Origin of the sequence: Rossellomorea vietnamensis (genome assembly GCF_008180415.1) — a bacterium.
Lineage (GTDB): Bacteria > Bacillota > Bacilli > Bacillales > Bacillaceae_B > Rossellomorea > Rossellomorea vietnamensis_C.
Window position 1 is genome coordinate 167,729 of sequence record NZ_VTEI01000001.1, and the last position, 25,906, is coordinate 193,634.

Annotated in this window: 26 protein-coding genes and 1 other annotated feature; of the genes, 2 read left to right on the forward strand and 24 right to left on the reverse strand. The window is 44.9% G+C overall.

Going from position 1 to position 25,906, the window contains the following annotated elements; translation table 11 throughout:
- Positions 1–578: 578 nt before the first annotated feature.
- Genes nadA through nadB form a run of 3 tightly spaced genes read right to left on the reverse strand, consistent with a single transcriptional unit; the run spans position 579 to position 4,115 of the window.
- Positions 579–1,685 (reverse strand): quinolinate synthase NadA, encoded by a 1,107-nt coding sequence (gene nadA, locus FZC78_RS00830; protein ID WP_148937804.1) that lies wholly within the window; start codon positions 1,683–1,685, stop codon positions 579–581.
- 35 nt (positions 1,686–1,720) lie between these two features.
- Entirely contained in the window at positions 1,721–2,554 is an 834-nt protein-coding gene (nadC, locus tag FZC78_RS00835; RefSeq protein ID WP_148937805.1) for a carboxylating nicotinate-nucleotide diphosphorylase, read from the reverse strand.
- On the reverse strand, positions 2,523–4,115 hold the full coding sequence (nadB, locus tag FZC78_RS00840; protein ID WP_252183461.1) for an L-aspartate oxidase: 1,593 nt from the start codon (positions 4,113–4,115) through the stop codon (positions 2,523–2,525). The genes nadC and nadB overlap by 32 nt, the downstream gene beginning before the upstream one ends.
- A 122-nt stretch (positions 4,116–4,237) precedes the next feature.
- Here nadB and FZC78_RS00845 point away from each other — a divergent pair, with 122 nt between their 5' ends.
- On the forward strand, positions 4,238–5,374 hold the full coding sequence (locus FZC78_RS00845; RefSeq protein WP_148937807.1) for an IscS subfamily cysteine desulfurase: 1,137 nt from the start codon (positions 4,238–4,240) through the stop codon (positions 5,372–5,374).
- A 29-nt stretch (positions 5,375–5,403) separates the two neighbouring features.
- A complete protein-coding gene (locus tag FZC78_RS00850) occupies positions 5,404–5,949 on the forward strand; it encodes a transcription repressor NadR (protein WP_148937808.1) in 546 nt (181 codons plus the stop codon).
- A gap of 620 nt (positions 5,950–6,569) precedes the next feature.
- Here FZC78_RS00850 and FZC78_RS00855 read toward each other — a convergent pair.
- The 21 genes from FZC78_RS00855 to pilM form a co-directional block, all read right to left on the reverse strand.
- Positions 6,570–7,040 (reverse strand): ACT domain-containing protein, encoded by a 471-nt coding sequence (locus tag FZC78_RS00855; protein WP_148937809.1) that lies wholly within the window; start codon positions 7,038–7,040, stop codon positions 6,570–6,572.
- Positions 7,041–7,053: 13 nt separating this feature from the next.
- Entirely contained in the window at positions 7,054–8,346 is a 1,293-nt protein-coding gene (obgE, locus tag FZC78_RS00860) for a GTPase ObgE (protein ID WP_148937810.1), read from the reverse strand.
- Positions 8,347–8,794: 448 nt separating this feature from the next.
- Positions 8,795–9,322 carry a Spo0B C-terminal domain-containing protein gene (locus FZC78_RS00865; protein WP_148937811.1) on the reverse strand — a complete coding sequence of 176 codons (528 nt, stop codon included), beginning with the start codon at positions 9,320–9,322 and terminating at the stop codon, positions 8,795–8,797.
- 170 nt (positions 9,323–9,492) lie between these two features.
- Positions 9,493–9,783: a 50S ribosomal protein L27 gene (gene rpmA / locus FZC78_RS00870; protein WP_113930151.1), complete on the reverse strand. Its 291-nt coding sequence runs from the start codon at positions 9,781–9,783 to the stop codon at positions 9,493–9,495.
- 12 nt (positions 9,784–9,795) lie between these two features.
- Positions 9,796–10,131 carry a ribosomal-processing cysteine protease Prp gene (locus FZC78_RS00875; RefSeq protein WP_148937812.1) on the reverse strand — a complete coding sequence of 112 codons (336 nt, stop codon included), beginning with the start codon at positions 10,129–10,131 and terminating at the stop codon, positions 9,796–9,798.
- A 12-nt stretch (positions 10,132–10,143) separates the two neighbouring features.
- Positions 10,144–10,452, reverse strand: a complete 309-nt coding sequence (gene rplU, locus FZC78_RS00880) for a 50S ribosomal protein L21 (RefSeq protein WP_006838655.1) — start codon at positions 10,450–10,452, stop codon at positions 10,144–10,146.
- Between the two features lie 13 nt (positions 10,453–10,465).
- Positions 10,466–10,548 (reverse strand) — a sequence feature (ribosomal protein L21 leader region).
- Between the two features lie 546 nt (positions 10,549–11,094).
- Positions 11,095–12,552 (reverse strand): Rne/Rng family ribonuclease, encoded by a 1,458-nt coding sequence (locus tag FZC78_RS00885; RefSeq protein WP_148937813.1) that lies wholly within the window; start codon positions 12,550–12,552, stop codon positions 11,095–11,097.
- Positions 12,553–12,648: 96 nt separating this feature from the next.
- Entirely contained in the window at positions 12,649–13,515 is an 867-nt protein-coding gene (locus FZC78_RS00890; RefSeq protein WP_148937814.1) for a M50 family metallopeptidase, read from the reverse strand.
- Complete coding sequence (locus FZC78_RS00895; RefSeq protein ID WP_353733553.1) at positions 13,508–14,494, reverse strand: M23 family metallopeptidase; 987 nt, start codon at positions 14,492–14,494, stop codon at positions 13,508–13,510. The genes FZC78_RS00890 and FZC78_RS00895 overlap by 8 nt, the downstream gene beginning before the upstream one ends.
- A gap of 806 nt (positions 14,495–15,300) precedes the next feature.
- Positions 15,301–16,104, reverse strand: a complete 804-nt coding sequence (minD, locus tag FZC78_RS00900; protein ID WP_148937815.1) for a septum site-determining protein MinD — start codon at positions 16,102–16,104, stop codon at positions 15,301–15,303.
- A 1-nt stretch (position 16,105) separates the two neighbouring features.
- Entirely contained in the window at positions 16,106–16,786 is a 681-nt protein-coding gene (gene minC, locus FZC78_RS00905) for a septum site-determining protein MinC (protein ID WP_148937816.1), read from the reverse strand.
- A 202-nt stretch (positions 16,787–16,988) separates the two neighbouring features.
- Positions 16,989–17,507: a rod shape-determining protein MreD gene (mreD, locus tag FZC78_RS00910; RefSeq protein ID WP_148937817.1), complete on the reverse strand. Its 519-nt coding sequence runs from the start codon at positions 17,505–17,507 to the stop codon at positions 16,989–16,991.
- Positions 17,504–18,382 (reverse strand): rod shape-determining protein MreC, encoded by an 879-nt coding sequence (mreC, locus tag FZC78_RS00915; protein WP_148937818.1) that lies wholly within the window; start codon positions 18,380–18,382, stop codon positions 17,504–17,506. Before mreC ends, mreD begins: the two co-directional genes overlap by 4 nt.
- 226 nt (positions 18,383–18,608) lie before the next feature.
- On the reverse strand, positions 18,609–19,613 hold the full coding sequence (locus FZC78_RS00920) for a rod shape-determining protein (protein ID WP_148937819.1): 1,005 nt from the start codon (positions 19,611–19,613) through the stop codon (positions 18,609–18,611).
- Positions 19,614–19,742: 129 nt separating this feature from the next.
- Positions 19,743–20,414: a RadC family protein gene (gene radC, locus FZC78_RS00925; protein ID WP_148938124.1), complete on the reverse strand. Its 672-nt coding sequence runs from the start codon at positions 20,412–20,414 to the stop codon at positions 19,743–19,745.
- A gap of 73 nt (positions 20,415–20,487) precedes the next feature.
- The gene (locus FZC78_RS00930) at positions 20,488–21,054 is read right to left on the reverse strand and encodes a Maf family protein (protein WP_148937820.1); all 567 of its coding nucleotides are present in this window, start codon (positions 21,052–21,054) and stop codon (positions 20,488–20,490) included.
- A gap of 447 nt (positions 21,055–21,501) precedes the next feature.
- Entirely contained in the window at positions 21,502–22,497 is a 996-nt protein-coding gene (locus FZC78_RS00935) for a hypothetical protein (protein ID WP_148937821.1), read from the reverse strand.
- Positions 22,498–23,067: 570 nt separating this feature from the next.
- Positions 23,068–23,508: a prepilin-type N-terminal cleavage/methylation domain-containing protein gene (locus FZC78_RS00945; RefSeq protein WP_187444754.1), complete on the reverse strand. Its 441-nt coding sequence runs from the start codon at positions 23,506–23,508 to the stop codon at positions 23,068–23,070.
- 28 nt (positions 23,509–23,536) lie between these two features.
- On the reverse strand, positions 23,537–24,322 hold the full coding sequence (locus FZC78_RS00950) for a hypothetical protein (RefSeq protein ID WP_148937823.1): 786 nt from the start codon (positions 24,320–24,322) through the stop codon (positions 23,537–23,539).
- Positions 24,322–24,936, reverse strand: a complete 615-nt coding sequence (locus FZC78_RS00955) for a PilN domain-containing protein (RefSeq protein WP_148937824.1) — start codon at positions 24,934–24,936, stop codon at positions 24,322–24,324. The genes FZC78_RS00950 and FZC78_RS00955 overlap by 1 nt, the downstream gene beginning before the upstream one ends.
- Positions 24,936–25,898, reverse strand: a complete 963-nt coding sequence (gene pilM, locus FZC78_RS00960) for a type IV pilus biogenesis protein PilM (protein ID WP_148937825.1) — start codon at positions 25,896–25,898, stop codon at positions 24,936–24,938. The genes FZC78_RS00955 and pilM overlap by 1 nt, the downstream gene beginning before the upstream one ends.
- Between the last annotated feature and the right edge of the window lie 8 nt (positions 25,899–25,906).

The window sequence follows — 25,906 nt, forward strand, 5'->3', positions numbered from 1 at the left end:
CTCCTTCAAGAGAAAAGACTCTTTTTATAAGGCTCTGTTCGTAAACTTTGTTGCTATTTTATATTATTCCCGAAAAAATAACCATATTAACATGGTAAAAATCGGTAACATAACATCAAAAAGAAAACAGCTACTCTTCCTCGATAAGAGATAAAACTCTTAGTATCCGGGGATATCCGAAAGCAGCAATCTATGCGAAAACAGCCTTTTGTAAACTTGTTGCTTTTTTCAATGAACTTTGTAAGGTAACTCCATTATTCACAGGAAATATCCTGGTAAGGAAGAAGGAAAGAGCTGTTCCTCCGTTTATTGTTTTTTTAGAATGTAGCTTCACCTTCCTCCCTCTTTGCTTATGAGGATTGCACCTGAAGGCGTAAGACCTCCTGCGGGATTAGCGGGCGTCTAGTTCCGGCGTCTAGACCCTCTCGCTCAAATAACTGGAGAATAAAAGGAAAAAACGCCTTTTTTCTCTCGTTTTTTACTTGTGAGGACCTGTCATAAAGAACGTATTTACCCTTTAAATATTCAAAAAAACACACTGAATTTAAACTCAGTGCGTTTCTATAATAATTTTTCTATTAAGCCCTTGCCAGCATCCTGTCCAGTGAAAGGATGGCGTTTTGAGCTGTTTCTTCGTCAACTTTAATAATATTTTCCGGTTGGTTGTCCACGATGTTCTCCAATGACCACAGTAAATGCGGCAGGTCGATTCGGTTCATCGTCAAGCAGGGACACATATGGGGGTTCAATGAAATGATATGTTTGTCAGTGTGTTCATTGATCAGCCTCTTGACCAGGTTCATTTCTGTGCCAATTGCCCAGGCGGTTCCCGGTGCTGCCTTTTTAATGGTATCGATAATATACTTTGTCGATCCGTTATCATCCGAAGCTTCAACCACTTCTCTGCGGCACTCCGGATGGACGATAATATTCATTTCCGGATACTGTTCCCTCACATCCGCTATGTTTTTCAGGGTGAAATTCTCATGGACGGAACAATGGCCTTTCCAGAGGATCACTTTAATGCGCTCGGCATCTCCTTCATGAATCAATTCATTTCTGATTGGATCCCAGACAGCCATGTCATTTAAGTCGATTCCAAGGTCAGCGGCTGTATTTCTTCCCAAGTGCTGGTCAGGAAGGAATAAGATTCTTTCCTTTTGAGAGAGTGCCCATTCCACCATTTTATGAGCATTGGAGGAAGTGACAGTCGCTCCGCCATTTTTGCCGACAAAAGATTTTATGGCTGCTGTTGAATTCACATAAGTCAGCGGCAGGATGGTATCCCCGAATTGGTTCTGAAGCATTTCCCATGCTCTTTCTGTTTGATGGATGTCCGCCATATCGGCCATCGAACATCCCGCTCTCATATCAGGCAGGATGACTTTCTGGTTTTCATTTGTAAGGATGTCCGCTGTCTCTGCCATGAAATGCACACCGCAGAAAACAATGTATTCCGCTTCACTGTTCGCAGCGGATACCTGCGCCAATTGAAGCGAGTCTCCTGTTGTATCCGCGAATTGGACAACCTCATCCTTTTGATAATGGTGTCCTGGTATGAAAAGCTTCGTGCCGAGCTGTGCTTTGATTTCCCTGACTCTTGCTTCCATTTCCCCAATGGACAAATTCTTATATTTTTCCGGCAGTTCATATGTGTTCTGCTTTAATGTCTGTAAAATACCCATATTCGATTACCCCTTTCCTCTTCCCGCTGCTTATTTCAATTGAGCACTTTTGCGCTAATATCAAGTCCTTTTATGCTATGTGTCAAAAATCCCAGCGATATATAGTGAACACCAGATTTAGCATAGTCGGCTACATTCTCAATCCCGATTCCGCCGGACGCCTCTGTGATAACATGCGGCGGAACATCCCCAATCCACTCTGCAATTTCCTCTGGTGTGCGGTTATCAAACATGATGATATCCGCACCGCTGTCTACAGCTTCCCGGAGACCATCGCGGGTTTCGATTTCAACCTCCACTTTCACTGTATGTCCAAGCTTGCTCTTTACCTCTTTTACAGCAGAAGAAATTGAGCCTTTGAATGAGATGTGATTATCCTTAAGCATGACTGCATCGTAAAGACCGCTGCGGTGATTGAACCCTCCCCCGCATCTTACGGCGTATTTTTCAAGCATGCGCAGTCCCGGAGTCGTCTTTCGTGTGTCGCATATACGTACAGGATAATCCTTCACCAGTTCCACGACTTTTCCCGTCTGTGTCGCGATCCCGCTCATCCGCTGGACCAGGTTTAAGATCACGCGTTCAGCCTGGAGCAGGTCTGCTGCAGGTCCGAAAGCTTTCGCTATCACAGTTCCGGCTTCTACTTTTTCACCGTCTTCCCTGTAAATATTTACTAATATTTCCGGGTTCATGACTTTAAAGCCTGCCATGATTACTTCACGCCCGCAAAATATACCGGCTTCTTTCGCGATAAAATGAAATGTACTTTGGTTTTCATGTGTAAATAATGCTTGAGAACTGAGGTCTCCGTCCCCCAGATCCTCAAGGTAAAATTGCTCAAGCATAGATTTTAGTTTTAACTTGTTCATCGATCCACGTCCTCATTTCTCCGTCTTCTAATGCGTGTATGATCCGCCTCTTCAGCCAAAAGGTATCGTCTTCTTCCTGAAAGTCACTTCTGATATGCCCTCCCCGGCTTTCTGTCCGTAAAAGAGCAGCTCTTGTTACAATCAGGCTGTTGATCCACATGAAATACTTTCCGATGTCCTTTGGTTGAAGTGCATCCAGGTTGTCGTCCAGTTGGAAATCGATGCCGTGAAGCCAGTTCAAATGTGCTTCAAGCTTCACGCTATCCCTGATAATTCCTGCAGAATCCATCATCCGATCTTGAAATTCCTTCACATCAAAGAGAGCAGCTGATTTTCTCTCAGGCTCTCTCGCTTGAGTGTCCTTCTCTTCTTCAGGGTTGAAAAGAAGCGGTCTTTTTTGAGCATTGATCCCGTGTGCGAGTCTCTTTCCATATACAAGCCCTTCCAGCAGAGAGTTGCTGGCAAGCCTATTGGCGCCGTGGACTCCGCTGCAGGCCGCTTCCCCTACTGCATAAAGCCCTTCTACATTCGTTTTTCCAGCTGAGTCTATCACGATTCCGCCCATCATAAAGTGGCAGCCCGGTGAAACCGGGATCCTGCCAAGGGACAGATCGATTCCGTTCTCTTTGCACATAGCACTGACGGAAGGAAACTTCGCTTCAAACTGATTTATTAGTTTGATAGATAAATAGACATCTCTGCCCATTTGCCTCTGTTCAAAAATCCGCTGTGCCACCACATGCCTTGGAGCAAGCTCTTTAAGCGGGTGAACCCCCTCCATGATTCTTTCGCCGGCATCGTTAAAAAGGTGTGCACCTTCTCCCCTGACAGCTTCGGAAATCAGCCCCTTCGTTTTCCCGTCCACATAGAGGAGCGTCGGATGAAATTGAATGAATTCCGCATCCGCGATATAAGCTCCCGCTCTAAACGCCGCCGCCATTCCATCACCAGTCACGGTAGGATGGTTGGAGGTAGATGAATATAGTCCTCCGGCTCCACCGGCAGCCATCACAACGATTGGTGCATAATACGCATGAATGGCACCCTTCCGATTCATGGTTTTCACTCCGATACAAGCACCCTCGCTGTTCTGCAGTAATTCAAAAACCATCTCTTCTTCCACCCAGCTGATATTTTCTGAAAGGGTTTTCAAAAAATGCTCGATCAGAAATCTGCCTGTCTCATCTCCCCCACAATGAAGGATACGCTTCCTGCTGTGAGCCCCTTCCATTCCTAAGCTCAGTGTGCCATCATTGTTCCTGTCGAATGGAGCACCTTCATCGACAAGCTCCTGAACAATCCGCTGTCCTTCTGTCACGAGCGAATGAACTTCCTCCTCGATCTGATGCCCGCGCCCAGCTTCCAGTGTATCTTCAAAATGCCTGGCTATATTATCATCTTTTGCCACAACAGCTGCGATGCCGCCCTGTGCCATATACGAATTACTTCCTCTTCTTGTTCCCTTTGTGATAATCATCACATTCAATTCCGGATTTAACTCACGTGCGGTCTGCAAGGCTGCAAGTCCGCTTCCGACTATAATTACATCTGCTTTTTTCACATTGACCCCTCCACAATATTTACAGGTGTCTTGACACATATATTTACACATATTTAAACTAATGACAAGAGTTTTTTCTTCTCTGAAATTATTTAGAAAATTCAAAAAAGGAGTTTCTGCTATTGAGATACTTTGACTATGCTGCAACGACACCCATGGATCCAGAGGCCCTGCAAGTTTACATAGAGGCTGCCACCCATTTTTACGGGAATACTTCAAGTCTCCATGACACCGGCGACAAAGCCGCTCAGCTTCTGCAGGAATGCAGAAATACATTGGCGGGATTACTGGGGGTCGCTTCTGAGGGGATTTATTTTACATCAGGAGGAACAGAAGCCAACCACCTGGGGATTCTTTCACTTGCGCTGGAGAATAGACACCGCGGAAGGCATATCATTACGGGGATTGCTGAACATTCGTCTGTCCATTCAGCCATGGGATTTTTAAAAGAACAAGGATTTGAAATCACCAGCCTGCCTTTCAACAGTGACGGCATGATTTCTCTGGAAGACTTGGAAAAATCAATCAGGCATGATACGATTCTAGTTTCGATTGCGCATGCCAACGGGGAAATAGGTTCTATACAAAATATTAAAAACATCGCAAGGACCTGTAAAAATGAAGGAATTCTCCTTCATACCGACATGGTCCAGTCTTTCGGCAAAAAAGATATTTCAGAGCTGGCGCCATTGGTCGACAGTCTGGCCGTCTCTTCTCATAAAATTTATGGTCCAAAGGGAGTCGGAGCAGTTTATATCCATCCCAGGCATACAGCCAGATCAATTTTTCCAAACCAGACACATGAAGGAGGCCTGAGAGGCGGCACAGTCAACACACCGGGAATCGCCGCTTTTATCAGTGCCGCTGAGAGCGCCTGCAGCGGCTTTCAGACAGCGGAATACCAAGAGCTCAGGGATTTGCTCATCAATGGCATAAAAGCTCACCTGCAGGATTCTGTGATGATATTGGAAGCTCCTCAGGAGAACCAGATGCCCCATGTTATTGGATTATGCATAAAAGGGCTCCAAGGCCAATGGGCCATGTTAGAATGTAATAGAAGAGGATTCGCCATTTCAACCGGAAGCGCCTGCCAGACTGGCAAACAAGCCCTTTCCAAAACAGTAAGTGCACTCGGCCTCCCGGAAGAAGCAGGAAAAGAATTCATCAGGATCTCAATGGGAAAAGGTACAACGAAAGAAGATGTTACAGAGCTGGTAAAGGCTCTTTCCGATATTGCTGAAAAACACTACGAACAATAGCTTTCTGCTACGCTGGAGAGGAGAAAAAAATGTCAAAAGGCAAGAAAATACTTGGAGAAGAACGAAGGAATCTTATACTATCCAAACTTCAGGAAGAAGGAATCCCGATTACCGGGGGAGACCTTGCCAAATTCACGAATGTCAGCCGGCAGGTCATCGTCAGTGACATCACCCTGCTGAAGGCCAGAGAAGAACCTATCATCGCCACAAGCCGGGGGTACCTTTATCTGCAGCCAAAACACCCTGAAGGCACTGTCGAAAAAACCATTGCCTGCAGGCACACACCGGACCGCACAGAGGAAGAACTGAACCTTCTGGTCGACCACGGAATCCTCGTCAAAGACGTCCGGATCGAGCATAAAGTATACGGCGACCTGACCGCTTCCATCATGGTCTCCAACCGCCAGGAAGTAAAACAGTTCATGAACAAAATCAAAGAAACAAACGCCTCCTACCTATCCGAGCTGACAGATGGCATCCACCTGCACACCATCTCGGCGCCGAATGAAAAGGTCATGGCCAATGCTGAAAAAGCACTGAAAGAGGCTGGTTTCCTGATTGAATCCACTTCTTGATTACGAGGATGCCCCATAGAGGGTATCCTTTTTTGGTTTGTCTTTTTTAGGGGAGGGGGGCTAGTACTCTGATTTGGGGTAATTGTTTTGTGATCGGGGTGTGCGGGGGGAGTCAGCAGCTCCTGGCTCGGTTCATATTCGTTATGCAGGACTACATCGTGCTCTATCGACCCGTTTTGCTTGTCTATCATTTGAGAGTTTGGGGTTTCTATCGACGACTACATTTCTCCCTCAATGAGTTTGGATATTCTATTGTTAAATTTGCCCTTTCTATCGACGTTCTGCCTTTTAATTGCTTCCAAGCTACACCCGGCAGCGATGGCGTTCTTTCAACGAGTTATGCTGGTCTATCAACGAATTTGAGTACTCTATCCACGATTTTGGCCTTTCTATCGACGAAAGCCCTTAATCTAGCAAATCATCGCCCGGTTTCATCCGTTATGCATAACTTCATTTTGCTCTATCAGCGACTTTTGCTGATCTATCAACCGGTTTTGGATTTCTATCAACCGGTTTCACCGTTCTATCAACCAAATAGCGTGTTCTATCAACCGATTTAACGATTCTATCAACCATTCAGCTCTTTCCCTCACCGATATCACCCACACAACAAAAAAATGCTAGGCACCTGAGCCCAGCATTTCCACTTTTTCTACAAATTCAAGTTTTCTCAAGCTGTTCAGCATTTCTTCGATATCGACCGTGATATCCGCCACGTTAAGGGAAAGCGTAACGTTCGCTCTTCCCTGCAGGGGGATTGTCTGGTGAATCGTGAGAATGTTGCAGCCTGTTTTGGCCACTTCGCCCAGCAGGCAGGAGAGTGTACCTGATCGGTCTTCCAGGTGGAAGAACAAAGTGATGATCCGTTCCTTCACAATTCTGTGAAACGGAAATACAGTGTCGCGGTATTTATAAAAGGCACTCCGGCTCAAGTCGATACTGCGGACAGCTTCCCAGACTGAACCGGCTTTGCCTCTTTCAATCAGCTCTTTGGCTTGCAAGGTTTTCTTCATGGCATCAGGAAGCACGTCTTCCCTTACCAGATAAAATTTTCCTTCCTGTGCTTTTTTCTGCAAGGCTGGTTCCCCCATTACAAAGCTTCAATCAATCGACGAAGTCAAATTCAAAGTCAAGCAGTCTGACAGTGTCTCCGTCTTTTGCTCCTCTTTCTCGCAGTGCCTCGTCGACTCCCATGGTGCGCAATTGACGCGCGAACCTTTTTTGAGATTCTTCGCGGCTGAAATCGGTCATCTTAAATAGCTTCTCTATTTTGGCACCGTTGACAACGAATGTGCCATCCGGTTCTCTTGTGATAAAGAATTCAGCCTCAGCTTTTTCATGTTTATAAAGGACGCGCTGATCTTTGGTTTCTTCTTCCTCTTCTTGGAACATCGCAAATTGAGGTGTTTCTTCCAATTTATCAGCAATGGCGAACAGCAAATCACGCAGGCCTTGTCTTGTAACAGCAGAGATTCCGTAAACAGGATAGTCCTCTTTCAGTTGTTCCTTGAAGTTCTTAAGGTTTTCTTCTGAATCAGGCATGTCCATTTTATTAGCTACAATGATTTGCGGACGTTCTGTCAAACGAAGGTTGTAAGCTTCCAGCTCCGCATTGATGGTCTGGTAATCCTCGTAAGGGTCTCTTCCCTCAAGTCCGCTCATATCGATGACGTGGACGATGACACGTGTACGTTCGATGTGGCGGAGGAACTGATGTCCAAGACCTACACCTTCAGATGCGCCTTCGATCAATCCAGGAAGATCAGCCATAACAAAGCTGCGTGCGTCTTCCGTTTCAACCATTCCCAGGTTAGGAGCGATGGTTGTAAAGTGATAATCGCCGATTTTTGGCTTGGCTGCTGAAACGATGGAAAGCAGAGTCGATTTTCCTACACTCGGAAAACCTACAAGTCCGACATCAGCCAGAAGCTTCAATTCCAGTACGATATAACGTTCCTGGCCCGGCTCCCCTTTTTCGGATAATTCAGGAGCAGGGTTGGAAGGTGTCGCAAAGCGGGTATTTCCTCTTCCTCCGCGGCCTCCTCTGGAAATGACGGCTCTCTGGCCGTGCTCCGTCAAGTCGGCAATCAATTCTCCTGTATCATCATCTTTCACGATGGTACCCGGCGGAACTTTGACTACCATGTCTTTCGCGTTCCTTCCGTGCATGTTCTTGCTCATCCCATGCTCTCCGCGCGGGGCTTTGAAGTGGCGCTGATAACGGAAATCCATCAGTGTGCGAAGACCTTCTTCCACTTCAAATATCACGTCGGCGCCATTTCCGCCGTCACCGCCCGCTGGACCTCCGTCCGGGACGTATTTTTCACGGCGGTAAGCAACCATTCCGTTGCCTCCGTCGCCGCCTTTTGTATAAATCTTGACCTGATCGACAAACATTTATTTTCACTCCTAAAAAAGTCTGTTTTCGTATAAATTGTTGCTTTCGGAAAAATCCCAAAAACCGGATTTTTCCCCGAATACTCAGATACTCTCTCTATTCAGGGGGAGCAGCTCTTCTCTTTCTTGCTTACCAGAATATTTCAGGTAGATTATGGTGTAATCTTAACTAATTCATATGAAAAAGCAACAAAGTTTACGAAAAGAGCTTTTAAAAAGGCTGTTTTCGCATAGATTGTTGCTTTCGGAAAAATCCCAGGAGCCGGATTTTTCCCCGGGTATTAAGGGATTTCTCTCTAATCGGGGAAAGCAGCTCTTTTCTTTTCATGATCACCAAGTTATTAAGATGAATTATGATTAGTTTTTTGGAATTAGTATCCAAATAGCAACAAAGTTTACGAAAAGAGCCTTTAAAAAGAGGACCACAAGATGGCCTGCTCTCCATAAATTATCTATTTAGATTCAAGGATATTAGAAATCCGTTACTATCCATGGTTTCAACAGCAACACCGGCACTGTTTCTTTCCAGCCAGTCCTGCAGGCTTTCTTTATCTACTATTATCCCATTAAAATCCAATTCAAACCGTGCTTCCTGCTGGCAAATCTTGATGGTTACCATCATATTGTTTTCTTCATAGGGTTTCACACAGTTTTCAAGAACTGAGAAAAGCCCAGTGAACCACCCAAATAACCGAGCATCATTAACATCTGGTTCTTCTGCTTCCAGCACTTCGAATTCCAGCTTGATAAAATGGGTCTGCCAGTTATAGGTCAGCATCCACTCAGAAAACTTAGGCACCTTAAGATTAGAAAGCTTGGACTCATTCTGGGACTCGGCAACAATTTCTTCAATGATCTGCTTTGCCCGATCCATTCTTCCTAAATCCATATTGCCTTTGATTAATTGTAATCTATTCATCCAGTCATGGCGGGCATGCCTCAATGCCTCTACCAGGTTCCATTCACTATTCATCATAAAACTCCCTATAAAACGGTCTTTTCTTATTTGTAGTATATCAGAAAAGGATAGGGGAACGAAAAAAATTCCTGTTAAAAAGACAAAATTCGACTGAACTGCTTAAATTGTTCTTCATAAAACAAGAAAACTCTAACCGAATATACGGCTAGAGTTTTCTTTAAAAAGCATTATGCTTCTTTAACTACAGGGTATACGCTGACTTTTTTCTTGTCACGGCCCATACGCTCGAAACGTACGATTCCGTCAACTTTAGCGAATAAAGTATCGTCACCGCCGCGTCCAACGTTAACTCCCGGGTAAATTTTAGTACCGCGTTGACGGTATAAAATAGATCCGCCAGTAACCTCTTGACCATCAGCACGTTTTGCACCAAGACGTTTAGAGATTGAGTCACGACCGTTTTTAGTCGAACCTACCCCTTTCTTCGATGCGAAAAATTGAAGATCTAATCTTAACATGTGTTCCACCTCCTACGCTTTGAAGGTTATTTTTATAAACTTGCTATATTCACGTTCTATCGTCTGTAAAGAGACAATCATCCCTTGTAAAAGAAGCTGGACCTTTTCCTCTGTTTCATCCGGCAGGCCTGCCGGGAATTCACAGTGAAGGTAACCGCCATCAGGCGACTGGTCAATCTCGGGTTGAACCCCGGTCAATGACATGATCGCATTAACGGCACCAAAGGATACAGCCGATGCTCCGGCACAAACGATATCTTGACCATTCTGCGCAAAATTTGCATGACCATCCATGGAAAAAGAAGAAATTCTTCCTCCCGGATCTTTAGTGAAGTAAACATTAATCATTTTTCAAACGCCTTACGCGTTGATTTTGTCAATCGTTACTTTAGTGTAAGGTTGACGATGACCTTGCTTACGACGATAGTTTTTCTTCGGCTTGTATTTGAAAACGACTAATTTCTTAGCGCGGCCTTGTTTTTCAACTTTAGCTGTAACAGTAGCTCCATCAACTAATGGACTTCCTACTTTTACGTTGTCGCCACCTACGAAAAGTACTTTGTCAAAAGTAACTGTTTCGCCTTCGTTTCCTGCAAGCTTTTCAATGTAGATAGATTGTCCCTCTTCTACTTTGATTTGCTTTCCGCCAGTTTCGATAATTGCGTACATGAATGGCACCTCCTTATAAACTCAGACTCGCCAAGTACAGGCGTTTTGTTTTTGCAACAAAAGCTTACTGCCTGATTTGAGCGGTTGTAGCACGGGTGCTACAAAAACTATAACATAAGAATCCTATCATATATTCAAGAATGGTGTCAATAGCTTTCATGGGAATTAAAATGATTCAGGAATTTGCTACTTAAATAAAAACCTGAGTTTTTTGGTCTCCGAGGGGCGTGCACTTTGAACCAGCTGGACTGGACGCACGCCCATCCTGGAGGGGATCGACTTCTGGTGCTATCCCTCTAAGCAGAAAGAAAGGATGCATTTAAAAGATACAAATTTTTGGGAGAAGCGAAATTAAATGCCACGTCCAGAGGAGCAAAAAATAAGGGGAGAATTTCCCGTAAAGTGCAGGTTTTATCTTATTTCACTGGTAAATAGGGGGGATTTTTCCCCTTATTTAGAGAAAAAGCCCCTGTTTTCCAGTGCTTCTAGTCAAATAAGGGCAGATTCTCCCTCTATTTCAGCTAATTTTTGATGCTGCTTATTCATTAAGGGGAATTTTTCCCGCTATTCTAAAAAGCGTAAGCTCCTTGATCAACTCCGAGAGGGTGAACACTGGAACTGGAAACCACCTACAGGGTTATATTACCTGTTTTCTAATCTTTTGATTTTATAATATGGTTTGTTCTCTTTAACATGTTGGAACTCAATTTTTTTATGGATGGTACTTTCCATCTCTTTTAGATAATGAGAACTCTCTCCGCGGAATGCCCGCTGAACATCTTCTGTCGCTTCGATAACTACTTTATCTTCATCCGCAGGATAGAGCTCATAAAGTTCTCTCTCAAGCCTGTAGGCCATGGATTCCGCACTAAGCACTCTGCCTTGTCCGCTGCAGGATGGGCAGGAGCATGTCGTATACTCAAGCAGCGGCGGCTTCGTCTTCTTCCTCGTCAGCTGAAGGATTCCCAATTCAGTGAAGCCGACGATGGTCGTCCGCTTTCCATCTTCGCTGAGTCCAGCCTTTAAAGCAGCGATCACTTCCGCCTGCTGCTGTTCACTCTTCATTTCGATGAAGTCTATAAGTATGATGCCTGACAGGTTCCTGATTTTCAGCTGCCTGGAGATTTCCTTTGCAGCCATTTTATTGGTTTTCAATACCGTTTGGGAAAGACCGCTTTTACCAGTGAATTTTCCAGTATTCACATCGATCACCGTCAAGGCTTCGGTAGGTTCAATGACAATGGTTGCCCCATTTTCCAGCCAGACGACTCTTTGCATCGCTTTTTCAATTTGTGTTTCCACCCGGTAATGATTGAAAATATTCTCATGACCCTGGAAATGGGAAATCGGAGAAGACAGTGATACTCCGTGCTGCTGGAGATAGACCTGAAGTTCTTCTTTCCATACAAAATCATCCGTAATGATTTCAACTTCTTTGATTTTTTTAACTTCCTCCAAGATATCATCTGCCATGACATCCTGCCCGTGAAGCAAGAAAGGAGCTTTTCGATTGAGAGATGAAGCATATAAACTTTGATACTGCTTTCTCAACGCCAGGAATTCTGTTGTAATCTCTTCTTTTGATTTTTGCAGAGAGGCCGTCCTGAAGAGAATGCCTTCCTTGTCCTCTTTCATCTTCGAGCCAAAGCGGCGCCATTTTTTCTTCTGTTCTTCATCGGACGCTTTTTTCGAGACAGCCACATAGCGGCCCTGGGGCATATAGACAATGGAAGCTCCTTTCAGTTCGATCACACCTGTGAGCCTCGGCCCTTTTGTTCCGGCAGGGTCCTTTTTGACTTGAACGAGCAGCTTCTGGCCCTGGTGGAGAAGCTTGCTGATTTCTGCAGAGTTTCTTTCCGGCTCCTCAAGAGATACATACTCTGCCAGATCATCTATATGTAAAAAACCATTTTTATCTTCGCCAATATTAATAAAAGCAGCATTCAGGCCCTTTTCAACTTTATCGACACGACCCAGATAAATGTTTCCGACGATCGATTCTTTTTCAGGCTGATAGACATGAAGACTTTCCATTATTCCATCACGCAGGCGGGCCCATCTTTTTTCCCGTCCCAATGCATTTACGATAATTCTGTTCATCAAGAGCTCCTCATTTCGAGTACAAGTAGAATAAGACTAACCGTAAGCCGGTCAGTCTTTTCATCATAATATGAAGAGAAATTTTACGCAAACGTTTCAATATAAATACAGAAGGTCACGGGACTTAGCGGTTGTCATCTTTTCAGTAAAATAAGCATGCAGAATTTCGTTTTCGTCCAGCTTGCCGGCTTCTTTGCCATCAATATAAACAATGAGCGGATGCTTGAACCCTCTATGGAATTTCTCCAGTACAGAGTAAATGGTCTCCTCTCCATCCACCTTGAGAGGTTTCAAATCCCGGACATCTCCGCTTTTACCGTAGTACCTTTCCAATAAAAATCGTATGAAGGTAAACTGCCTCTGCTTCCACTCTGTCCATAAAGAAAAATACAAAAAAGACAGGATGATCCAAAGATTAAGATGGAAAGGAACCGTCAACAGGACGACTGCATGAAACAGCAGAAGCGCAGCCAGTGACAGGATCAACGTCCACTGATAGGCGGTGATGAACGTGAACCTGTGCCCAAGGCCAACCGCGAGCAGTTTCCCTCCATCCAGAGGCCATATGGGCAGCAGGTTAAAGAGCAGGACCATCAAGTTCAATTGAATGAAAAGCTCGTAATAATAAGGCGGGATCAGTCCGGCGGAATAGAGAAGCTTGGCTCCACCCATCATCCACAAATGCTGAAGCGGACCGGCCGCCACTACAATGAGTTCTTCCTTCAATGACCGGTTTCCATGCTCATCCATCTCCGCTACTCCCCCAAACGGCAGGAGGGAAATCCTCTTAATCCGCCAAGAAAAAACATGGGCCGCACCCCCATGTCCTAACTCGTGTATCAATATAATGATAAACAGCATGATCAGCTCAACGAAATGGGCGGTCAGAATCGCCAGTCCGGCCGCCGCCCACAGCAGCGGATGAATATGAACCTTCTTCAGCAGTTTTCCAAATTCATTCAAATGTAATCACCTGGATTGGATCTATGAAAGCATCCTCTTTTTTGATGGCGAAATAAAATTCCCCAGTCGCTGCATTCTCTTCATCGGTAACCGTTCCAACCGGATCACCTGCTTTCACTTGTGCATATTGAGTGACCTCGATTGAGTTCAAATGCCCATACCAGGATTCCGATTTGTCACCATGCTGAATGATGACAGTCTGGCCGAGATCCTCTTTCTTTCCTGCAAAAGTGACCAAACCGCCTTGCATGGCTTCCACCAGGGAACCTTTCCCTGTTTCCACCATGATGCCCTGTCCATTGCTTTTAAAATTTTCAACAACCTTTGCTGAAGCCGGCAGTGCATAATCAGCTGACTTCGTCGCCTCTGGCAGACTGCTGTCTTTTCCCTCCGGAAGCAAAGCCAGAGGCTTCCCGAATTGATCTTCATACCATCCGGCAACTGCTGCGAACTGGAATTCCTTCGTCATTGTCTGCTGAACATATGAACGTGCTTTATCAAACCCAGGTACCTGATTCTGAAAAAGAATAGCCGTGCAAAGAACAATGACACTGGTCCCAAGGATCTTCAAAATGAACATTTCTTTACTGAACAGGGGATGGGTTCCTTCAGAAGGTCCCCCTTCGTAAGATGAAAACCGTTCCCCGCCATACCTTTCTTCGTCCGTTGGAAGCAGCATGCCCCGGGATTCAGAAGAATGGGTGCTGCTCATCCGTTTTCTCTTAGCTATCCGCTTTCTGATTTCATCCGCTCGATTCCCCATATACCATTCCCCTTTTTGTATGCTGGAACGCGTACAGCCTGGAGTCTGTAACGATCGGCTTTCGGTGCAGACTCTTCTCCCTGTATAGTACAAGTCCCTTTTGCTATCAATGTATGACTTGTCCTTTGGAAATATGTCTGTTGAAGTTTTGGGTGAATGAAGTTGCTCACTTGTCAGCAGATGCTGATGCAGCCCTTTCTCTGCGAGGTACATCATCTTTTCGTATTTCCTTTTTGATGTACCTCGCTCGCTTAGCGAAGTACATTATCTTCTCGATTTTTTCTTTTGATGTACCCCGCTCGCTTAGCGAAGTACATTATCTCCTCGGTTTTCCCTTTTGATGTACCTCGCTCGCTTAGCGAAGTACATTATCTTCTCGATTTTTTCTTTTGATGTCCCCCGCTCGCTTAGCGAAGTACATTATCTTCTCGATTTTTTCTTTTGATGTACCTCGCTCGCTTAGCGAAGTACATTATCTTCTCGGTTTTCCCTTTTGATGTACCCCGCTCGCTTAGCGAAGTACATTATCTTCTCGATTTTCCATTTTGATGCACCTCGCGCCCCGCGAGGTACAACTTCTTCTCTGTTTTCTCATTTGATGTACCCCGCTCGACCTGCGAGGTACATCATCTTCTCGGTTTTCCTTTTTGATGTAACTCCCTCGCTTAGCGAAGTACATTATCTTCTCGGTTTTTCCTTTTGATGTACCCCGCTCGACCTGCGAGGTACATCATCTTCTCGGTTTTTTCTTTTGATGTACCTCGCTCGCTTAGCGAAGTACATTATCTTCTCGGTTTTCCCTTTTGATGTACCCCGCTCGACCTGCGAGGTACATCATCTATTAATTTCCCTCATTTAATGCACACCCTCGCAAACAGACTAACTTCTCCCTTCGCCGTTTCTAAGCCTCACACACACCTATCCTCCCGCCGGCAAAATTGCTGCTCCATTACTTCCTTTCCACCCAAACTCCCTAAACACAAAAAAGCCGCCCTGCAACAATGGAGGACGACTTGATTCTATTAAGCTTTTACACCAAAGAACTTTTTCAGCTTGGTGAATACGCCTTGTCTATCATCATCCAAGGACTGAAGCGGCACCGATTCTCCAAGGATTCGGCGGGCGATGTTGCGGTAGGCAATGGATGCCTTGCTGCTTGGATCCATGGCAATCGGCTCGCCTCTGTTGGAGGATTTAATGACATTGTCATCATCGGCTACGATGCCGATCAGGTCGATGGACAAGTGAGTCGTGATTTCATCAACATCAAGCATTTCGCCGTTTTTCATCATATGGGTCCTGATGCGGTTGATGATGAGTTTCGGAGGCTCGATATCTTCCTTTTCGAGCAGGCCGATGATGCGGTCTGCATCCCTGACCGCGGAGATTTCCGGTGTGGTTACCACAATTGCTCTGTCAGCACCGGCAACGGCATTCTTGTAGCCTTGTTCAATTCCTGCAGGGCAATCGATGATAATATAATCATAGTCTTGCTTAAGTGTATCGATCAATTTCTTCATCTGCGGAGGAGATACCGCCGATTTGTCGCTTGTCTGTGCGGCCGGAAGCAGGAAGAGCTTATCTTCGAACCGTTTGTCTTTTACAAGGGCCTGATGGATTTTACAGCGTTCTTCCACGACATCGACCAGATCATAAATAATCCGGTTTTCAAGCCCCATTACGACATCCAGGTTCCGCAGGCCGATATCGGTATCCACCAAACAGACTTTTTTCCCTTGCAGAGCTAATGCCGTTCCAACATTCGCGGATGTAGTCGTTTTACCTACACCACCCTTACCTGAAGTGATTACTATAGCTTCACCCACATTAGCGTCCCCCTTTAAAACTGGTTATATTTGGTCTAAGATGCTTCAAAACTTGCAATCTGTCAATCACGATTTGATTCGATTCATCTATGTAGGCACATTCCATTTCATGGCCTTCTTCTTTATCGAAATGATCAGGAGCCCTGTTCAGGCAATCCGCTATCCGAAGCTGTGACGGTGTCATTTGTGATGCGACGATCACCGCTTCATTGCTGCCCGTGTATCCTGCATGTGCAATCCCTTTCAGTGCACCCATTACATAAAGGTTGCCTGCAGCTTTAACGGTGCCTCCCGGATTGACGTCTCCTACAATTAGTAAATCGCCCGGAACTTCAATTACTTGTCCTGAACGGATGACACCGGCAATTGTATGGATTTCACTTTCTTCTTTCATCTTTAACGCTTCATCGTTCGTCACGACATTAGAGGTAATCTCCTGGACTGTTAAATTGCGTTTCTCACTTACAATCTCCTGGAGCTCCTCTTTCTGCCGTGAAGTCAAATATCTATTTCCAGCTTGTATTTTTACAGTTATCAGAGGAGTCCCCTCGCTCTGCCGGTATTGCGCAGACAGCTTGTCCTTCAATTCACTTTTCAGTTCCTCGAGTGAGCATTGATCATTCAAATGAAGGGTCAACCCATCTTTTGTACCTTTGATCATAACGTTTTGCCTTTTTTTCATGTCGGAATAATTCACCTCAGTCATCATTTAATTCGACAAATGCATGCCTGTTTCCTTTTTTATAACGTGCTTTTTGAAAATTATTGAGGATGGGATGTGAGGTGAATGTAAATGTGCATCCTGCCATTCCACCCGGCTCCTTACCTGCTGAAACAGCTGTTGCAGCAAGCTCCAGAAACAGGCAGCGGCGAAAACAGCACATTCAGTCTTCCAGTCTTTCTTTTTCAAGCTTCAAAAGCAGTTGTTTTAATGGATAAGAGACGATGATGATAAAAACAGCATTCAGAACAAGTGTCGGCCATAGGCGCAAATCGGCAAATGCTGCAATATCCCAATCCGTCTTACCTATCAGGAAATTGATTTCATAGACAATAAACTCAAGAAGTGACACATTCAGCAGGATTACTATACTGGTGACAATCCAATTGCTGTTTAATACTTTCATGATCCGGGATGTCAAAAAGGTGACAAATGGGAAAATGAACAAGTACACACCGAGTACCTCTGTATAAAAAGAATCATAGAGAAATCCGAAGATAAAGCCGTAAAGAACGGCGGTTGTATTATGATAATAGACGCTCATCAACAAGATGAAAATAATCAGGAAGTGAGGAACCAGAACCCTGTCACTGCTGATTATATCCAATGGCAGGAAGGTGACGAAGACGCTGGAACCATAAAAACAAAGCAAGGCAATCAGCGGAAGGAGAAGTCTCTTCATTCCTCATCCTCCGCTTCTTCCGGCTCCTCCAGGTCGATGCTGACTTTGCTTCTGTCCACAACGATCACATGCTCGAGATGATATAAATCTGCCGTTGGTTCTACATAGGCTGTTTGGGTCAGCCCGTATTGATCAGACTCAATTTCCTTGACTTCGCCAATCGGCAGCCCTTTTGGAAACACTCCGCCGAGGCCGGAAGTGATCACCTTGGAGCCTTCTTCTACCTGCATATCATTAGGGATTCGCTTAACAAGAAGCTGATCCCTTTCCGTGTCATATCCTTCGATGGAGCCGATTACATTTTCTTCTCCCTGGATAAGGGCAGAAATTCGGTTGTTAGGATTTTTATTGCTGAGAAGCTCGATAGTTGATGAAAACTGCTTGACGCTTTTTACTTTTCCTATTAACCCTTGGGCCGTGATGACCGCCATGTTGGATTGCACTCCCTGGACTTTTCCTTTATCAATCACAAGCAGATCTTCCCACTGCCCCGGGTTTCTGGCAATGACGGTTGCCTGGATGGGATCAAAGTCTCTCAGGTTTTCTTCCTTGCCGAGTATCTCGCGCAATTCATCATTATCTTTTTCAAGGTCTTTGACCATCGTTTCCAATTTCACAAGTTCTTCAAGCCTGGATTTCAGCTTTTGATTTTCGGTGTACGTATTTTGCAGATCATTTACATTTTCAAAGAAGCCTGCAACAGCTCCAACCGGTTTGGATACCAGCGACTGCCCAAATCCGACAATATCTCCTACAAACTGTTCCGGCCAGGAAATGTTATCCCTTTCACGAACAGAATATCCTATCAATGCCACCAGCACGATGATGCTGACAAGGAGGATGATCAATCGTTTATTCAAAAAAAAGCGGGGCATGAAAGACACCTCTATCTTTTACACTTATTTTCTCTCCTGATGTAATCAAAATATAAACTCTTCTAGTACACTTCTTAATCTACCATTTTTCTTAAAAATGAAAAAGAGCCTTTTATGTAAAAGCTCACAGAGTCGAAAAGGATACTTTTACCATTCACAGCAAACAAGAAGGGACTGCCCACTAAACCTTTCAATGAGTGCAGCCCCATCTGAATGTTAATCCATTTTATTTCTTGTTTTTAAATAAATCGATATGGTCCAGAGCTTTCCCTGTTCCGATTGCCACACAGTCAAGCGGATTTTCAGCTATAAGGACAGGCATTTTCGTTTCATCACTGATGATTTTATCCAGATTGCGAAGCAAAGCACCGCCTCCAGTGAGGACGATTCCGCGGTCCATGATGTCTGCCGCCAATTCGGGCGGAGTCTTCTCAAGCGTACTCTTGACGGCGTCTACGATAGAGTAAACCGTGTCTCTGAGCGCAGCCGCGATTTCATCCGCTGTGATTTCAATTGTTTTCGGCAGTCCTGTCAACAGGTCACGTCCGCGGATATCAAGAGTATCAATACCTTCAGAGTCACCGGCAGAGCCGATTTCAACTTTGATCGTTTCAGCCGTACGGTCCCCGATCATCAGGTTGTATGTTTTACGGATGTAGTTGATGATGGCTTCATCCATTTCATCCCCTGCTACACGGATGGACTGGCTTGTCACGATTCCGCCGAGGGAAATAATGGCAACTTCCGTCGTTCCGCCTCCGATATCCACAACCATGCTTCCAGTCGGTTCCCATACTGGAAGATTGGCGCCGATAGCCGCCGCAAATGGTTCTTCGATTGTAAAAGCATCCCTCGCTCCTGCCTGCCGCGTAGCGTCAATGACAGCACGTTCTTCAACAGCGGTAATGCCCGATGGAACACAAATCATCACATATGGCTTGCGGGAGAAGGAACCTCTTCCATTCGTCGCCTGTCTTATGTAATATTTCATCATCGTAGCAGTAGTTTCGTAATCAGCGATGACACCGTCTTTCATTGGACGGAGGGCCACTACATTTCCCGGAGTTCTTCCGATCATATTTTTAGCGTCGTTGCCGACAGCGACAATTTGCTTAGAATCCGTCTGCATTGCCACAACTGAAGGCTCCCGGACGACGATTCCTTTTCCTTTTACATATACGAGTGTGTTAGCCGTTCCTAAGTCTATTCCAAGATCCTTTGTACCAAACATTGTTGTATCTCCCTTTCTAATACGGAATGGGGTCATTCCAATCTATATAAGTTCTTTCCCTATATATCGAACTGAGCGTGCAAAAAGCATAAACAATATTATAGCTTAACCATTACAAAAAACAAAGCCTCATAAGTAGCCTTTTTCCTTTAAGCTGACATATTTCTTTTCACCGATGATCAAGTGGTCGAGAACGTCTATCCCTATGATTTTGCCGCATTCTACGAGCCTCTTCGTCACCTCTATGTCTTCCCTGCTCGGGGTAGGGTCCCCGGAAGGATGATTGTGTATGCAGATGATGGAAGCGGCGGACCTCCGAAACGCTTCCTTGAAGACTTCACGCGGATGAACGATAGAGGCATTGAGACTGCCGATAAAAATCGTCTGTTTATGAAGCACCTGATTCTTGGTATTGAGATAGAGACAGACGAAATGCTCCTGTGAAAGGAACCGCATATCATTCATCACATAATTAGCTCCATCTTCAGGTGAACGGATCGAATAACGGTCATCGAATGCAAGGTTGCTGATCCGGCGCCCGATTTCGACAGCCGCCATGATCTGCACTGCCTTAGCAAGACCAATTCCGTTAATTTCTGTAATTTCCTCAAGCGATGCTTCCTTCAACAGCCTGAACCCTTCGAATGTCGTCAGGACTCTGTTGGATAACTGGAGCACAGACTCAGATTTGGTGCCTGTCCTTAAAATGATTGCCAGCAGTTCCTGATTCGACAGGCTTGCAGCACCGCTTTGGACCATTCGTTCCCTTGGCCGTTCGTCAGTTGGATAATCCCTGATCATCAATTTTGTCTCTGTCAAATGATTCAATACCTCCTAATTATAACGCATAGGAGGAAAAAGAGAGGAAATATGCTTATGGGTGAAAACCCATTTCTTTCAAGCTGCGGTATACCTGGGAAATCGGCAGACCGACAACGGAGAAGTAATCACCCCGGATCTCTTTCACCAGGAAGGCACCCAGGCCCTGGATGCCATACCCTCCTGCCTTATCGAGTGGTTCACCGGAAGCTGCATAAGTATCTATTTCCTCTTCTGTCAGCTCCCAAAACGTTACATCTGTTTTTTTATAAAACATTTTTTCCTGTTCATCTTTTACAATGGCTACGCCTGTATAGACGGAGTGAGTACTGCCGGACAGTTTTCTTAACATTTCCTTGGCATGGCTGGAATCCTCTGGTTTTCCCAGGATAGCCCCATCGTGGACTACTACAGTGTCCGAGCCGATAACAAAGGCCCCTGGATGGCCTGCCGCCACAGAGGCTGCTTTTCGTTTACTCAGTTCCATAACGACTTCGTCCGGCTGAAGGTCTTGCGGGAAAGTTTCATCAGCGTGGCTGACTTCAATAGAAAAAGAAAGTTGGATTTGTTGTAGAAGTTCTTTTCTGCGGGGAGAACCTGAAGCTAAAATGAGGTTTGACAATTCATACACCTTTCCCTTCTTCCGTTTGATTGGGAGATACTAGTTCATCGTACCAAATACTTGTCTCAATCACAACTAATAACCGAAGAGTTTGGAGGGACTTAAATGGTGTCGCTGACAAATAAAAAGCAGAACTCCTATAATAAGGATTCCTGCTATGATTTTTATTTTTGCGTTCATGGTTATAGGCCTTCAATTAATGTGCTTTATCAGACATGTTTATCCGCTTGGTAATATTCTAGGTGCTTATATATTTATAGAACCAGCGCTATGTTTCTCAGCGGCACCTTTTTCTGTATCAAAAAAAGCAGAGGACAAATCCTTTAACGGGTTGCCCTCCAGTTTTTATACCATTACTTTTTCCTCGTTAATCCATCTCGTATTTTTGCTTCAGCTCTGCCACTTTATTATATATTTCCCGGAAAATATCCATTATACGAGATAAGGTTACAAATTATGATAGGCCTCCAGGTAATTAAGAAGAGATTGTTGGGATGCAACCAGCTTGGTGAGTTCGGAAGAAGACTTGTACTCCTGCAGGTTAAGAGCAGCTGCCTCCAGTCTTTCTTTTAACCCTTTCATGCTTTCGCCCGTCTTGATGGCTGTGATGTCTTTCAGGAGCGTATTGATTTCAGCAAGTTTTTCATCATTTACACTTCCTGTAGTATACGCACTTGTACTTTCGGCAGCTAATGCAGTATAAAGGGATGCAGACTTTTCAAGAAAGTCAGCGTCAGCTTTCGACCCTTCTATTTTCTTTTCCGAAAGGACAATTTCCTTGGCATACACTTCGACGTTTTGCTCAGTCAGCTTTTTTCCCATGGACTTGGCCGATTCCAAATCCCCTGAGGTTCCAAGGAAAAGGTACTGATTACCTTCCATCTCCATCAGCATGACCGGTAGTCCCTTCGCTTCAAGAGATGCTTTCATGGCATTTGCCGAGTCAGCAGTGGAAAACACACCTCCCTGTAAAACTGAGGTATTCAAACTCTTCATTGAAATACTTCCTCCGCCTGCAGAAGGAGCAGCCGCTTCACCTGTATTTGCACTTCCTGGTTCCTGAAGCTTGATGGCAGGTGCAGACTGCTCTCCTTCCGTGATTACATTAAGAATAATGAAGCCAAAAATAAGCGAAATGGCTACTGCACCTACCAGCGTATAGATAATACGGGCAATTCCCGGAGTAATTCCGCCTCCGCTGAAAGTCCTTTTTCCTTTTTTCTTATTCTTTTGGACATAGTTGATTTTCTTGAACTCTTTAGGGACCGGATCTTCATCGGGCAGAACCCATTCAAAGGAATCATCTTCTGCCCGTTCTTCCGCAGCTGCAGATTCCTGTTCTCCTAAATTCCAATTATGTACAGGAAGATCTTCCTGGAAATCTTTTTTATCGCCATTGATTTTGATCGTGATGCCGGCATTTTTCTTTTCCCGCTTGTCCACTTTTGACCCCCTCCTTTTTGTCGTTTTTTTCATGCTATCACAGCGCATAAAAAAAAGAACAAGACTTTTGTCGTCTTGTTCAAAGAGGTTTTCGTCAAATTTTTTAACTGGCTCAATCTGCGCAGCTGAAGCGGAAATAGTATTGGATTTCCGCTACAGGTGTGCGACTCCGCGGGGCGGGCGGTGAGCCTCCTCAGCTTCGCCTGTGTAAAAAGTGGAAGCGCCCTGCTCAGGCCCGTCAGGCAAATGTTCCAAAGCGAAAAAAAGGCGGTCTTTCCTTTTATTCGCTTTGGGTTATTTGACCCCGAGGGACTGGGCGCTGCAACTGAATTGGGGGTCTCACCTGTCACCAAAAGTGGAAGCACCTTGGTCAGCCCCGACAGGCAAATGTTCTCAAGAGAAAAAAGGCGAACTTCCTTTTTTTCTCTTGGGGTTATTTGACCCCGAGGGGCTAGGTGCTGGAACTAGACGCCCGCTAGTCCCGCAGGAGGTCGCCCACCTTCCGCTCCAATCCCTCTAAGAGAGCATTCATAAAAAGTCTAAAAATAACAATCTCTTAGAAACAGCTTTTCAATTGGATGATATCAGGTCTTCATTTATATCTTTCATTAGGACGGGCGTATAGTCTTCTCCGTCAATTCCGCACAGCTTTTTAGTTTCACCGATGAAGCAGATGGATTCGATTGTTTCTTTGGTTACCATGACAAATGATTTGTTTGTACCAGGATCCAGCGTTTTATTGGTAAACGGATCCCGAATCTTTTCAATCATATTGTTTTCATAGAGTGTTTTGTAAGAGATTTCGGTGAGTTCATTATCATGCAGCAGGGATTCTTTTGCATACAAGGTTGCTGCATCTTTTAAAGTATGGGCGTTGGCTACAAATGCCTGATGCTTTGATTTTTCTATAATTTGGCCGATGGCGAGGACAGCGATCATCCCGATGATCCCCATGATGACAATTACCGCGAGCAGCTCGACCAACGTCAATCCTTTTTGATTCAGTTTCACTATATCCAGCCCCTTTGCAGGCTATCTTTTATTCGTCGTCTTCCTCTTCCAAATCACCGTAAGAACTGAAAGGATTCACCTTATTCGCTGGAGGCGGGGATTTCAGTCCAGGCATCTCTTCTATTAATTGAATCAAGTCGGGCAGGTAGAAAGCAGCTACCACAAGTTTGTAGCTGACTTTATCGTAACTGTCTCCCTGAGATGTCGATTCTTCCGGACCTTCAAAAGCGACCTGTTCAATTTCTGTGATTCTATCAAGATCTTCAAGCACTTCGAGGAATCTTTCCATTTCGAAATAGCTGGGAGATTCTACTGACAGGGTCGCGCTGATTTTCTTCAACCCCTGAGGGAGAAGTTCCTGCGTCTGGGCTTCCTTATCCACTTCAGTCTCTGCTTCTCCATCGGTACTTTCATCGCCTTGGGCAGAAGAAATATTCTCTATGTCTTCTTCGGCGCTTTGTGATGTCAGAGGAAGAGTCACATCTCCCTCTGCAAACTGGATGCTTGATACGAAGCTGTCAGAAATGGTTTCCGCTTTTTCCAAATCAAGCAGTAGTTTTTCTGTCATAGGTTTGACAGGAACTTTTTTCTGAAGAGAAATAGAACTTTCAAAAGTTTCCTGCTCGATATTGCTTGTCTTTTCTTGGAGCAGGGAAATCAGTTTCTCTTCTGTTTCCAGTTCCTGCTCACGAAGGCCGATTTCCTTTTGAACCGGATTATACAGCAGGAAATAAACTCCTGTTAAAATAAGGATTCCAAGCAGTAAAGAACCGGCGATAAGGAGCCACTCTCTTTTATCAAATTGGAGGTTCATTATTCATCCCCTCCTTCATTATCAGCTTGAAGTTCATTTTTGATGACAGCCTGGTTGAGGGAGATTTCGTACTGCCCCAGGTACCTCGGCATGACTTTATCTTCAGGAAGTACAATGGTGTCCCCTGCTGTTTCACCTTGCGATGTTTCAACAGATGTCAGCTTTGCTTCCCCTATCCACTTTGAACTTTTTAGATCGTTAAGGAAGTAGGCTGCCTGTCTGCTCGTATCAAACTGGACGTTGAGGTTGATCATACCTTCTTCCGTGTAATTGAACGACTTGAAGAAACCTCTCTCAGGCAGCAGGGCCGTAAGATGCTCAAGAACCGGCACCGTATCTATCGGATACTCTTCCGCCCACTGTACGGCCGTTTGAAGCTCCTGCAGACCATCGGAGGATTGAATGCTGTTCATGGCAGTTTCCTGCTGAAGGCGAAATTCTTTCTTCATATCAAGTTCTGTAGTCAGATTCTCTAATTTTTGCTGAGACAGATTCGTATGAATAAGCAGGAATGCCGTCCCGATGATCGTCAAGGCAATAGAAGCAATCGCAATATAAACCGGAAACCTGCGCTTTCGTTCTTTCTGTGGAAGTAAATTGATATCAATCAGCATCACAGCACCTCTTTCAGCGCAAGACCGACAGCCAGGTCATAATAACCCGGAACTGACTGACCTTTGCTATCCAGCATGGAATTCTGTGGTGCTCTATGTACAGCTGCGCTCAGTCTTTCTGTTAAACTCCGATAAATTTCGTTGAGATAGGGATGGTCTCCAGTCAGAATGACATTGTTCACGTTGACCTCTCCCTTATTCAATGAGTATTTATAAAAACTGAAGACTTTCTCAATCTCTTTGAACGTATCTTCCAAATAAAATATCCCTCCGCGATCAAGGTCCGGAGATGAATCCGGAAAATCGGCATCACCCTGGAAGGAAATCGGCCTGAGAAAGATCGGCTGATTCCTATGGAAAATGGAAATGGTCAAAAGTTTTTCATCAAACTGAAGAATCATTTCGTGGTCGGCACTTCTCACCATATCATTGTGATAAAAGAATCTGTAGAGAGCTAATGGTGAAATATCAGCAGCCACCGGCTTCAGCTTCACTTCATCAAGAATATCTCTGTAGGAATGGATGACTTCTTCAGGGGAAGCCACCAGCAGGATCTCCTGCTTATCGTCTTTCTCCCCAAGCCTTACGACATCGAATAGGGGATCTTCGAAAGGAAGGTGAATGCTTGTGCCGATCTCCATGAACAGATAGCCCTTCAATTCATCCTCTGCGATATCGGCTGGAACAAGTACTCTTTTAACAATGATGGATGTACTGGGAACTATGAACCGGACCTGCCGCTTCTTGATTCCCCAGTCATAAATACACTCCTCCAGGATCATGGCAAGGGTGTCATATTCAATGATCTTTCCATCTGTAATGACGCCTTGAGGAAGAAGCTTCTCTCCATAGTTCTGCACGATCAGCGGAGATCCCATCTTCAAATCTGCGTACCGGATTGCTGTATCAGTGATGACAAGATTCGCTATTCTATTGTTATTTCCAAACAATCCAAAGTTCATTGAATATA